Origin of the sequence: Priestia sp. YIM B13551 (assembly GCF_042787905.1) — a bacterium.
Lineage (GTDB): Bacteria > Bacillota > Bacilli > Bacillales > Bacillaceae_H > Priestia.
In genome coordinates, this window is record NZ_JBHZOX010000003.1 from 467,985 (window position 1) to 480,481 (window position 12,497).

The window sequence follows — 12,497 nt, forward strand, 5'->3', positions numbered from 1 at the left end:
CAAATGATTGATACAAGGAGGTCTCAACATGGGAAGAGCAAATAATCACAAATCATCACATAATAACAAAGGGTCACTGCCTCAAACACCAAAAGAGTTAAAAATTGCTCCGGATCAAGCAAATGAAGAATTTTCACGTGAGTTAGCGCAGCATCACGATGCTAAAGCGAAACAGGACTTAATTTTGAAACAGCAAAAAGAAAAGTAAGAGAAAAAGAGGTTGGACAAAAGTGTTTTAATTGAAGGGAAATCCGAACGATGAATGGAGATTCTTGATGGAGAATCCAACTCGTTCGGATTTTTTTGTGATGATGGTAAACGTAGGTTTCGGGTATGTAGTTGCTTCTAGCGGTTGATTTCGGTATGTCTCAACCTCTTCTATATATACCGCAAGATAAAAATACCTCAGTAACCATTTTGTAACATTATTTAATCATAGCGTAATAGTTTTTGAGGCTTTTTTCATTATAATTAAACCGAACATATTGAAAAATAAGTTCATAGAAACGTAACGTTCGGTTACATAATGGAGGAAAAAAATGAAAAAAGCCATCATTGGGTCTATAACGGCAGCGGCAGTCTTATTTAGCGGAGCCAGTCCGTTTATTGCACCTGCTCAAACAGTAGAAGCAGCGTCATATTCATACAAGGACACGGCTATTGCTACTGGTAAAAAATTAATTGGTGTTCCTTATAAATGGGGAGGTACAACAACAAAAGGTTTTGACTGCTCAGGATTTATTCAATACATTTTCAAAAAGGCTGGAAAAACACTTCCGCGCACAACGGAACAAATGTATCGAGTAGGGACAAGCGTTTCAAAAGCAAAGCTTCAAAAAGGAGATTTGGTTTTCTTTCAAACGTATAAAAAAGGTCCTTCACATGTAGGCGTGTACTTAGGAAATAATCAGTTTCTTCAAGCTTCTACGTCTAAAGGCGTGACGATTACATCTCTTAGCAACAGCTACTGGAAAGCACGTTATATTGGTGCAAAACGGATTTAACCATCCGTCATTTTTTTGAAAAACAACACTACATTATGTAGTGTTGTTTTTGTTTGCATATACATAACATATTGCCGATATTGTTTTTTAACGTTTTATACAAAAAAATCCATATTCTATGAGATAATAACGTTAACACATTTTGTACTTTAACATAAGGAATATCCCACTCTATTCGAAAGTTTGGTGAGCGAAGATGAAGCGCTTAGTATGGAGTTATGGAATAGGTATTGTTGCAATAGTAGCAGTACTCTCATTTTTCTTTATGATGAAAGGTCAAACAGAGAAAGCCGTCGTTAGCGGAAATGTACCAAAAGCTCATGCGCAGGGAGAAAGAGTGAAGCAGCCCATCTCACAGTTCCGAGGAGTACAGCCTCATGAAGCAGATAATGAATTGAAAAATGTAAAAAACAACATGCCTGAAAAAGCGGATCCTCCTCCTTTTTTAGTCTACATTGACCCTGGTCATCAATCCCAGGCTAATCTAGAAAAGGAGCCAATCGGACCGGGATCAGCAGAAACGAAAATAAAAGTTTCCGGAGGCACATCAGGCGTTGTGACCAAGAAGCCGGAATACAAGCTAACGTTGGAAGCTTCTATGATATTAAAACAGCTGCTCGAAGAAAAAGGCATCACCGTAAAGCTTACTCGTAGTTCTGATAATGTAGATATCAGCAACCGGGAACGAGCGGAGCTTGCGAACAATTCAAAAGCTGATCTGCACGTACGTATACATGCAGATGGTTCTGAAAATGCTTCTGTAAAAGGATTTTCTGTGCTTACTCCTGCAGAAGATAATTCGTATACAAAGTCTATTTATCAAAGCAGTCTGCAGGCATCTCAGGCTATTCTGACAGAGGTGAAAAAAGATCAGTTTGTCGAAGCAGACGGCATTCGCTATCGCAGTGATCTTTCAGGATTTAACTGGTCGACTGTACCCGTAACGCTAGTTGAACTGGGGTATATGACGAATCCAGAAGAAGACTGGAACCTGTCTGATCAGTCTTACCTTACAAAGCTGATGAATCATATTGCAGATGGTATAGCGGCATATGAAGAAATGAAAAAATAAAAGGTGAAAAGACCTATAAAAGCGTGTGACTAAATCAATTGATTTATGTCACACGTTTTTTTGTCGTTCATATGATATAAAAAAGCATTTTTTCGACAAAAAAACGGACGAGCAGGAAAGAAAACTAGGTAAAATGCTTTAATTTTTATAGAACTGTGTCGATATAACGAGGGATATTAAAATGCGTTAGACAGTACATGAAAATGGGGGAACAAGATGAGAAAGTTAACGGCATTTGCTTTAGTACTAAGCGTACTGCTGTTTCAATTCACGCCGCTTGCTAGCGTGAAAGCTGAAACGGTAGAACCAGTTGTGTCTGTAAAATTAGTAAACTATTTAGGAGATCAGCATGCAATTACAATTAAGCCGTCTTATTTATACACTATTAAAAACTCGGATTTGGTCTTAAATGCAAATACAGAGTATACGGTAACGGCAACAACTCAAGGTGTCACTCTAAAACAAGGAAGCACTGTCTTAGGTGATTTTACAAGCTTTGAAATTACACCGTCTCTTTATAAAAATCCCATATCTATTAATGGCAGACAGTACTTAGGAGACGTTGCGTTTACAAATGAAAAAGGAACGTACGTCAGACCTGTTAATACGCTGCCGATTGAAGACTATTTAAAAGGCGTTGTGCCAAATGAAGTCTATACATCTTGGAACCTGCAAGCCTTAAAAACTCAGGCAGTAGCAGCGAGAACATACGCAATGAGCTATGCAGGAAAAGTAATCAATGACACGGTAAGCTATCAAGTATACGGTGGCTATACGTGGTACGACAGCACAAACAAAGCAGTAGATGAGACATTTGGACAAGTAGTCACATACAACAATAAATTAATCAACGCCGTTTTCTCATCAAGCAACGGTGGGAGAACCGAATCAAACAGTAATGCTTGGGGAGGAACTCAGCTTTCTTATTTCCCGGTGAAAGAAGATCCATACGATAAGCAGACGCCGTGGACGTTAGCTATTCAAAAAACGCAAATTGATTTAACAGGAAAAGATTTAGCTAACTATAGCGCTTGGTGGAATACGGTTTCTGAAAAAGATAAAACCGTTACGGATAATTTGAAGTCATGGTTAGTAGCCAATAAGCATCCTGGTAAAACCATTAAAATTACGTCTATTCCAAAGGTGAGTTTTTATGCTCCTTCATCAGGAGGCCGTGTGACTAAAGGTGCGATTACAGTGGACTACCTCGTTAAAGGAGATGTAGACAGTTCGCAAAAACTAGTGGTTCATCATTTGGAATTAACAGATTTAACATCGACGAAGCTAAAATCGATGTTAAACAGCCGTGCGATGCTTAGTCTGCTTGTAACGGAAACAAATGAAACAAGCACATCAACAACTTTTAATGGTAAAGGAAATGGACACGGTGTTGGGATGAGTCAATACGGTGCTCAAAAAATGGCAAGCGTAGGAAAAGACTATCGTGAAATTTTAGATTTTTATTATCCAACAACAACTCTTTTAAGTTTTTATACAACTAAATATCCGCGAAAAGAGCAGGAGCAAGAAGCACCGAAAGATACGGTTGCGCCTGATGCACCTTCAGTTAATACACTAGGAGACAACGAAACATCGCTTACGGGCGTGACAGAACCAAATGCTTCTGTTATTGCAAAAGTGGAAAATGAAGTAATTGGAACGGGTCTTGCTGACGAAGCTGGAAAATTTGCAATTACGATTGCCAAGCAGCCAGCAGATACAAAAGTATCGGTAACCTCTAAAGATGCAGCTGAAAATGAAAGCACGGCCACAGTAGTGACCGTAACGGATCAAACGCCGCCTTCTGTTCCAATTGTAGATGAAGTAAGTGACCAAGATACGACCGTAACAGGCGTAACAGAAGCAAACGCCGCCGTGACGGTAAAAGCGGGCGATGCAACGTTCTCTGCAGTAGCGGATGGTAACGGTACATTTACTGTTTCAATTCCAGTACAAATAGGTGGAACAACAATAGCGGTAAGTGCAAAAGATAATGCAGGAAACGAAAGTCAAGCGCCTTCTTTTGCGGTTAAATCTACGTTAAAAGCACCGCTTGCACCAAAAGTAAATGCAGTAAGTGATCAAGACACAATGCTTAAAGGAACGGCTGAAGCAAATGCGACGGTCATCGTTAAAAACGGAAGTCTTCAGCTTGCAGCAGGCAATGCAGATGCTAAAGGAAATTACAGCATCTCAATTGCGAAACAAAAAGCAGGAAGCACGCTGTACGTGACAGCTCAAAATGCAGGTGGAACAAGTTCAGCCACTGCGGTAACCGTACAGGATAAAACGGCCCCAGCTGCGCCAAAAGTAAACGCAGTAAGTGACCAAGATACAAAAGTTACAGGTACAGCAGAAGCAAATGCGACGGTTACTGTAAAAGTGGGAACAACAACTGTGGGAACGGCTAAAGCAGGTGCAAACGGAGCGTTTTCTGTTGCCATTTCTCTGCAAAAAGCGAATACAAAGCTAAGCGTACAAGCAAAAGATGCAGCAGGAAATAACAGCTCTGCATCGACTGTAATCGTTACAGCAAAGCAAAAAGCTCCGGTAAAACCGACAGTTAATGAAGTGAGTGATCGAAGTACAGCTGTTACGGGTACAGCAGAAGCAAATGCGACGGTTATCATTAAAAACGGAAGTCTTCAGCTTGCAGCTGGTAAAGCGGATGCCAAAGGAACATACAGCATCTCGATTGCAAAACAAAAAGCGGGAAGCAAACTGTCTGTAACGGCTGGAAACACAGCGGGGGTAAGTCCAGCTGTAACCGTAACCGTGCAGGATAAAACAGCACCCGTTACACCAAAAGTAAACGCTGTAAGCAATCAAGATACAGTCATAATGGGAAGCACAGAAGCGGGCGCAGAAGTGCATGTGAAAATTGACAAAAAAGTAATTGGTAAAGGAAATGCAAAATCGGATGGAACGTTCAGCATCACCATTCCAAAGCAGCCTGCTTCTACAAAATTAGCTGTTATCGCAAAAGATGCAGCTAATAACTACAGCTCCAACACGTTTGTAACGGTCAGTGCCGCGCAGACAAAACCAGCGCTTCCAACCGTTAATACGCTTACTGAAAAAAGTACAGCCGTAACGGGAACAGGAGAAAAAAATGCGTCTATTTATATTAAAGCAGGCGGAAAGATTATTGCGAGCGGAAAAATTGATGGAAACGGCAAGTTCAGCGTAAAAATTCCTGCTCAAAAAGCAGGAACAGAAGTAACGGCCGTGCTGCAAAATAAAGTAGGATACAGCCCGTATAAAATTGTAAAAGTGCAAGACACAACCCCGCCGGCACCTCCGGCAGTGAATGCCGTTACGTTTTTGTCCACCTTTATCTCTGGAAAAACGGAAGCAAATGCCGTGATTACGATTAAAAGCGGTACAAAGCTGATCGCATCGGGCAAAGCAGATGGCAAAGGACAGTTTAAAGTAACTATCCCAAAACAAAAAGCAGGCGTAAAGCTGGCTGTGACGGCAAAAGATGCCGCTGGAAATACAAGTTCAGCAGTCAATATAAGCGTTAAATAAAAACAAAAAAGAATTCTCTGCGGAGGATTCTTTTTTAGTGATTTTTAAGTGGGATAGAAGGTTACTAAAAAGTTACCTTAGAACTTTGAAGTGCCTAACTTACTTTAAAGTGGGTTCTATCTTTTTCTTTTTTTCTGTTTCATAATAACAAATGTAAAGAAATTAGCAGGGGGTTTTTTATAATGAGTAATCATTTGCAAGATACAGTCACACTTCACAACGGAGTCAAAATGCCTTGGCTTGGACTAGGTGTATTTAAAGTAGAAGAAGGGCCTGAATTAGTGAATGCGGTGAAAACAGCTATCGTCAAAGGCTATCGCAGCATTGATACGGCAGCTATTTATGGAAATGAAGAAGGTGTAGGAGAAGGAATTCGCCAAGGTCTGAAAGAAGCAGGTCTTTCACGCGAAGACATTTTTGTTACATCAAAAGTTTGGAACGCAGATTTAGGCTATGAAGAGACGCTAGCTGCTTATGAAACAAGCTTACAAAAGCTTGGCTTAGAATATTTAGATCTATACTTAATTCACTGGCCGGTAGAAGGTAAGTATAAAGAAGCGTGGAAAGCGTTAGAAACGCTTTATAAAGAAGAAAAAGTAAGAGCTGTGGGCGTAAGTAATTTTCAAATTCATCATTTAGAAGACTTAATGAAAGATGGAGATGTTAAGCCTGTTATTAACCAAGTGGAGTATCATCCTCGTTTGACGCAAAAAGAGCTGCATGCTTTTTGTCAAAAGCATGATATTCAGCTAGAAGCATGGTCTCCGCTTATGCAAGGAGAATTGCTAGATAACGATGTGTTAAAAGGAATTGCTGAAAAGCACGGTAAATCAGTTGCTCAAATTATTCTGCGATGGGATCTGCAAAACGGAGTTGTAACGATTCCAAAATCGACAAAAGAACATCGTATTGTTGAAAATTCATCGTTATTTGATTTTGAATTGGATGCTGAAGACGTAAGTAAAATTAATGAATTAAACCAAAATCACCGAGTAGGTCCAGATCCGGACAACTTTGATTTTTAATAGAAGAACTAAGAGGCTGGGAAAAAAGTATTTTAGCCCAGGTGAAAAACGAACCATTGATCAACTAGTTTGATGAGTGGTTCGTTTTTTTTGTTATGGTGAATACAGCTTCATCTGTTTTGTCCCGGCCTCTTTTTATGCATTATTACATAAATTTAACATTTTCTTCACAGTAAGCTAAAGGACGGGCCGTATGATAAAGAAAGGTCGTGAAAGATAGAGAAATCATTTCATTTTTAAGTGTAAAATAGGCGGTGTAACGATGACAAAACAAGCTTACTCTCACATACAATGTAAAAAAACATCAATGATTGATTTATTGCTGGATGCAGGGGTTTATAAAAAAGGAAACAAGCAGCTATATGAGCTTACGCTTCAAGAACTAGAAACAGAATACGAAGCTATTTCACAACAGCGCATATCCCGATGAAATTTTGATACATTGCTAGAATTTGTTATAATAGAGGAAAGGATAGGAGTTGATTTATATCGAAAAGCACCCGACAGACTCGCAGCCCATCCGTATGGATATCCTCGATTCTATATTTGCTAAAATGGTATTAAATAAGGCTATCCGAGATTTTAGAAGAGATCAAATTTTACGTGAAGTCGATCAAACATTAGAAGAAAGAAACAAAGAAAAATTTTTTCAATTAATTGAAGAATTAAAATCAATTTCGTAGAGGGCGTTCGCGCGATAGAATTTGATTTTATCATTTTAGCATATAAAAACAGGTAAGAAGCGGCATGCTTAGTTACCTGTTTTTTTGTTGTCTTATTGTAAACGAAGGCCTCACATAAGAAATGAACCTTATCACTGAACAGACAAAAAGAGCAAGTCTAATGTACTCACTCTTTTCAGAAAGGTATGGGTGTTACTGAGAAAATGAATGTCACTCTCTAAATGTTGCGTGTGGGGTTTAGAAAGTTCTATGCAACTGCATATTTTCTAATTCATTCGCTCTATGTATTGTTAAAGTAACAATATAACCATATCTTATCACATGAAGGAAATTCGATTCAATATATTTATTGATTTTCTTTTTAAATTGTTCTAAATAATTAGTGAATGTAAAAAAATGTTTTTATTGGGTGAATGTGTATCTATAAAAAACAATAGAAAAATATAGTTGGTTTTTATGAGAGACATTTGTTTGTTTCTGACGGACTGTAAGCTTCAAAAGAGTACAATCCGTCCTGTAAATCAGTATTAAGAAAAAATGAGCTGAACCCAGTAGAACAGGAGGAAAAGAGTAACGATGGTGGTAAGCGGGATAACGATAAGTGATACCTTTAAATAATCTTTCCATTTTACCTTGATATGATTTTCTTTTAAAATATGCATCCAAATAAGAGAAGCCAGTGTTCCAATCGGCAATAAAAGCGAGCCCATATCACTTCCAATAATATTAGCAAGATAAATGGTTTTAAGAGTAATAGGATCGAGCCCCATTTCAGTCAAGGTAATGGTTCCGACCATTAGGGCGGGGTGATTGTTAAACAAGTTAGAAAGAATGGAAACAAGTCCTCCCATGATAAAGCTTGCTTCAAAAAGTCCTCGATTTACAATTGGTTCGCAAACTTTTACAAGTAGCTCCGTCAAGCCTACGTTATGCAGTCCGTAAATAATAACGTACATCGAAAATGCAAAAACAAAAATGTGCCACGGCGTTTTCTTTAAAATATCAATTGGGTTTGTACGTAAGTGATACCATCTCCAAATAAGTAAGATCAGTGAGCCCAGTACAGCAACCAATTCGATTGGTATGCCGAAATAAGAGGCAACAAATAGGAGACAGCGCATAACAAACACAAATAATAAAACTTTCAGCATAAATTGTGTGCGTTTACGTTTTGTTTCAACAGAAATGCTTCCTTTTAAGGGGTGAAACTGTTTCGTAAAGAAACTCTCTTCTATATCTTTTGAAGCATGCGGCAGTTTTTTTGGCAAATGGCGTTTTACGACCGTATACATGAGCCAAGACATAAATAATAAACCAAGTGTCGCCGGTACGAACATCATCGCCGTGTGCATATAAAGCGACATATGAACAATTTTTAAGGCAATCAAATTGACAATATTACTTACACCTATAGGCGCGCTGGAAGCGGTAGCAATAAGCGCTCCACTTAAAAGGTAGGGGATCTGCTGGTGGGGTTTTAGCTGAAGGTTTTTCAAAAGTAGAATTAAAATTGGAGTGGTAATTAAAATACTGCCGTCATTATTAAATAGTAAAGTCATTAGAAAGCAAAGCAGTTGAATGTACCAATATAATCGGTACCCTGAGCCTTTGGATAAACTCACTAGCCGTGCAGCTGCCCAGTGGAAGAATCCGAAACTTTCTAATATGACGGCCATAACAATGGTGGCAATAATGGTGATAGAAGCGCCGCTTATCTTTCCGAAAATATCAACAATGTCTGATTTGGATACAATCCCTGTAAGTAGGATAATGGCTGCTCCTATGGATGCCGGCCATGCTTCGTTGATGCCGTTTGGCCTCCAAAAAATGACGAGCATTGTCATTGTAAACACGAAAATGGCAATTCCAATTTCAATATTCATCAGTATGCTCCTTTCTTCTAAAATTTGTAATGAATATACCCTTGCATGTCCCTTACACTCTATTTATATTCATTTATTACTAGAAGGATTGTGCATAAGACCATTTTTGCTAATATGTTTGTTTATCTTGCCAAGGCACGTATCATCTCGGGAGAGGAGCCTATAAAAAAGAGGCTGGGACATAACTAAACCCATCTAATCTAAAGAGAAATCAATTGGATAAAGGAGCTAGTAGGCATTGCTTTTTATATTGCTGTTGATTTCCATGCCAGCCTTTTCTTTCTGCTTGTCCCGCAGGAGTCTTCGTCTTGCACAGATAAAAGCCACTATATACATGAAACCTACGCTCACCATATCAATAAAAAAATCCGAACCATTCATCGTTCGGATTTTCCTTCAGCTAACATACTTTTGTTCCAGTCTGTTTAAGATTAGCAAGTATAGACTTTTTCGTGTAAAGTTAGCGCTTTTATCTGATCGTGATCAGGTTCGTAGCCGATGCCTGGTGTATCAGGAACGGAAATAATACCGTTGTCGACCGTGATTTCCGGATGAACGATATCACGCGGCCAGTATTTAGATGATGCGGCCGTATCTCCGGGAAGCGTAAAATTAGCAAGTGTGGTAATGGCAATATTATGTGCTCGTCCGATACCTGATTCCAGCATGCCACCGCACCATACGGGCACACCGTGAGTTTGACAAAGGTCATGAATTTTTTTGGCTTCTGTTAGTCCGCCTACTCGTCCAATTTTAATGTTAATAATTTGTGTGCTTCCAAGTTTAATAGCTTTTCGAACGTCTTCAGCTGAATGAATGCTTTCATCTAAGCAAATGGGCGTGCGCATGCGGGCCTGCAGTTCAGCGTGATCAATTAAATCATCATGAGCCAACGGCTGTTCAATCATCATTAAATCAAACTCATCAAGCTGAGCAAGGTGATCAGCATCTGCAAGCGTATAAGCAGAGTTCGCATCAACCATCAGGGGAATAGAAGGGAACTCGTTTCGAACTGCGCGCGTCAAGTTAAGATCCCAGCCCGGCTTAATTTTAATTTTGATCCGCTTATATCCTTCATTCAAGCCGGCTTCAATTTTTCGAAGCGTTTCGTCAATCGTAGGCTGAATGCCAACGCTAAGACCAACTTCAATTTGACTTTTACTGCCTCCTAGCGCCTTAGATAGAGAGAGGTTTTGCCTGCGCGCATACAAATCCCAAACAGCGCCTTCTAACGCCGCTTTTGCCATGTAATTGCCTCGAATATGAGCAAAGCGTTGAGATATTTCGTCAGGGTGCTGAATTTCTTTCTCTTGAAGCAAGGGAATTAAAAAATCCTCCATAATGTGCCAGTTTGTTTTGAGCGTTTCTTCTTTATAAAAAGGATCCGCGCACGCTACGGATTCAGCCCAGCCGGATCGTCCGTCTTCGTCTTGAATTTCTACTAAAATAAAATCTCGATCCACTTCTTTTCCAAGACTTGTGGTAAACGGATGAAGTAAATCCATTTTTAAATGCCGTAAAATGACGTGTTTTATGTTCATTTTTGCACCTCTTTTTTCGTTAAAATATAAAAATGAACGGGTGCGCTGCTCTCTGGATGCTTCATGAAGTCTGTTACTTCAAATCCTTTTGCAAAACACGTTTGAAATACGCGTCTTGTACGCATACGCCAGTCCAATGCAAGAGAAGGAGAAGCTTCTTTCATTTGCTGAAAAGCAGACGGAATAGCTACAGACACGACGTCATGATCCAACCATTTTTCATCCATATCTGTAACAGAAGGAAACCTTTCATCCGTTAACGTCCATTGAATGAGCGATGCGTCCATTATTTGTTCTGGCGTATAAAGAGGCTGAGCTCGTTTTGTATCTTCTGCGGATGCCCATTCTACAACGAATCGATCAGAAGGCAAGTCAGCATTTAACGGATCGTTCATGTCTCCGTAGCAGTTTTCAATATACGTAGAACAAACGGCTCCAAGCTTTCCAATATTTAAATACCCATTGGCGCTTTCTAGAGGATCATACGTCCAGCTAATATATGAATAACCCTTTTTTTTACTTTCTTGTCTCTGCGCATGCTTAAGCTTGGCACCGATACCCATGCTGCGATAGGCAGGGTCAACTGCTAATATATGAGAACATAAGTAGACGCACGTTCCGTCAAACCCGGGAAAACTATATTGAAAGCCAATCAGCTTTTCATTTAGAAACGCACCGAGAACAAGACCTCCATTTTTAACAGCGGTCAAGGTTTGATGGACAGGCGTGGCTTCTTCTTCTCCCCAGACGCGGCTTTCTAATGCGCGTACCTCTTCTAGTTCAGTGGTTGTTGTAAGTGAACGAATCGTTAAGGCTTCAGTCATTTGTTTACTTCCTTTCTATTATCTATTCTAAAAAGATGCCTTGCTCGGCATAGAGTTTTTCCAAGTGTTCTTGTCGTTTTCCAGCCGTTTTTTCATCTCTTTTTTGCATGCTGCTAATTACAACTTGAGATAGGGCAAGAAGCGATAAAATATGTTCGGTTGTTCCGGCTAAAAGCGTGATATCAGCCATTTGGCCTACCGGAGACAAACGGCGGTCTGTAATGGCAATTACTTTCGCTCCTTGTTTTTTAGCCTGCTGAGCTACTTCGAGCGCTTCTTTTGTATAGCGCGGCAGTGAAAATACAACAACAGCAGATTCACTAGTAAGATTGCATAGCGTTTCAAGCAAAAATCCTGTTGGAAAAGATAAAAGAACATGATTGCGAAGCTGATTCATTTTATAATACAGCCAGTAAGCCGCCGTATGAGATTCACGGAAACCTGCAATATACACTTGATCACTTTTGATAAGCGCATCTACAGCTTGAGATAATTCTTTTTCGTCAACAGGGGAAAGCCATTCACTAAAAGGTTTCTTTTCTTCCGCTGCAGAATCAGCTGCAGGCTTGCTAGCTGATTCTTTTGATTCGGCAGAAGAAAGCCATTCTTTTCGCATTAGCTCCTGCAAATCGGAAAAACCATTTAACCCCAGTGCGTAAGCTAGACGAATAACGGTTGTTTCACTGACACCTGCTTCTTTGCCAATTTGCCCAGCCGTGTACAGCGAGCCTTTTTCCGTAAAATTAACGAGAAACTCAGCTACTTTTTTTTGACCGCGAGAAAGGTCAGGGAATTTATGTTTAATTAATTCTTGAAATGATTGCTTCATATAGCCTCCTAAAAAAAAGAAGTTATAACTTCATAAAAATATATTAATGCATTTTTAACTTCATTTCAATTGCTGTTTCAAAATAAAAAGAAACCCTTGTGATAT

11 protein-coding genes are annotated in these 12,497 nt (G+C 39.5%); 7 read left to right on the forward strand and 4 right to left on the reverse strand.

Annotated elements, in window-relative coordinates; all coding sequences use genetic code 11:
* Positions 1 to 28: 28 nt before the first annotated feature.
* The 7 genes from ACFX4N_RS19375 to ACFX4N_RS19405 all read left to right on the forward strand — a co-directional run bounded on the left by ACFX4N_RS19375 (position 29) and on the right by ACFX4N_RS19405 (position 7,315).
* Positions 29 to 208, forward strand: coding sequence for a YfhD family protein (locus tag ACFX4N_RS19375; RefSeq protein ID WP_013055768.1), 180 nt, complete (start codon positions 29 to 31; stop codon positions 206 to 208).
* Positions 209 to 539: 331 nt separating this feature from the next.
* Complete coding sequence (locus ACFX4N_RS19380; protein ID WP_013055770.1) at positions 540 to 1,004, forward strand: C40 family peptidase; 465 nt, start codon at positions 540 to 542, stop codon at positions 1,002 to 1,004.
* Between the two features lie 196 nt (positions 1,005 to 1,200).
* Positions 1,201 to 2,076: an N-acetylmuramoyl-L-alanine amidase family protein gene (locus tag ACFX4N_RS19385; RefSeq protein WP_328126124.1), complete on the forward strand. Its 876-nt coding sequence runs from the start codon at positions 1,201 to 1,203 to the stop codon at positions 2,074 to 2,076.
* 216 nt (positions 2,077 to 2,292) lie between these two features.
* A complete protein-coding gene (locus ACFX4N_RS19390; RefSeq protein WP_328126126.1) occupies positions 2,293 to 5,607 on the forward strand; it encodes an Ig-like domain-containing protein in 3,315 nt (1,104 codons plus the stop codon).
* 182 nt (positions 5,608 to 5,789) lie between these two features.
* Positions 5,790 to 6,632, forward strand: coding sequence for an aldo/keto reductase (locus ACFX4N_RS19395; RefSeq protein ID WP_274588836.1), 843 nt, complete (start codon positions 5,790 to 5,792; stop codon positions 6,630 to 6,632).
* Positions 6,633 to 6,894: 262 nt separating this feature from the next.
* Positions 6,895 to 7,062: a Fur-regulated basic protein FbpA gene (locus tag ACFX4N_RS19400; RefSeq protein ID WP_013055774.1), complete on the forward strand. Its 168-nt coding sequence runs from the start codon at positions 6,895 to 6,897 to the stop codon at positions 7,060 to 7,062.
* A gap of 49 nt (positions 7,063 to 7,111) precedes the next feature.
* Positions 7,112 to 7,315: an IDEAL domain-containing protein gene (locus tag ACFX4N_RS19405; protein WP_016766443.1), complete on the forward strand. Its 204-nt coding sequence runs from the start codon at positions 7,112 to 7,114 to the stop codon at positions 7,313 to 7,315.
* Between the two features lie 527 nt (positions 7,316 to 7,842).
* Here ACFX4N_RS19405 and ACFX4N_RS19410 read toward each other — a convergent pair.
* From ACFX4N_RS19410 to ACFX4N_RS19425, 4 genes are all read right to left on the reverse strand, one after another.
* Positions 7,843 to 9,198: an arsenic transporter gene (locus tag ACFX4N_RS19410; protein ID WP_013055776.1), complete on the reverse strand. Its 1,356-nt coding sequence runs from the start codon at positions 9,196 to 9,198 to the stop codon at positions 7,843 to 7,845.
* 431 nt (positions 9,199 to 9,629) lie between these two features.
* On the reverse strand, positions 9,630 to 10,739 hold the full coding sequence (gene menC, locus ACFX4N_RS19415; protein ID WP_328126128.1) for an o-succinylbenzoate synthase: 1,110 nt from the start codon (positions 10,737 to 10,739) through the stop codon (positions 9,630 to 9,632).
* Complete coding sequence (locus ACFX4N_RS19420; RefSeq protein ID WP_192100551.1) at positions 10,736 to 11,563, reverse strand: GNAT family N-acetyltransferase; 828 nt, start codon at positions 11,561 to 11,563, stop codon at positions 10,736 to 10,738. The genes menC and ACFX4N_RS19420 overlap by 4 nt, the downstream gene beginning before the upstream one ends.
* A 22-nt stretch (positions 11,564 to 11,585) precedes the next feature.
* Positions 11,586 to 12,392, reverse strand: a complete 807-nt coding sequence (locus ACFX4N_RS19425) for a MurR/RpiR family transcriptional regulator (protein ID WP_328126130.1) — start codon at positions 12,390 to 12,392, stop codon at positions 11,586 to 11,588.
* Positions 12,393 to 12,497: the final 105 nt, after the last annotated feature.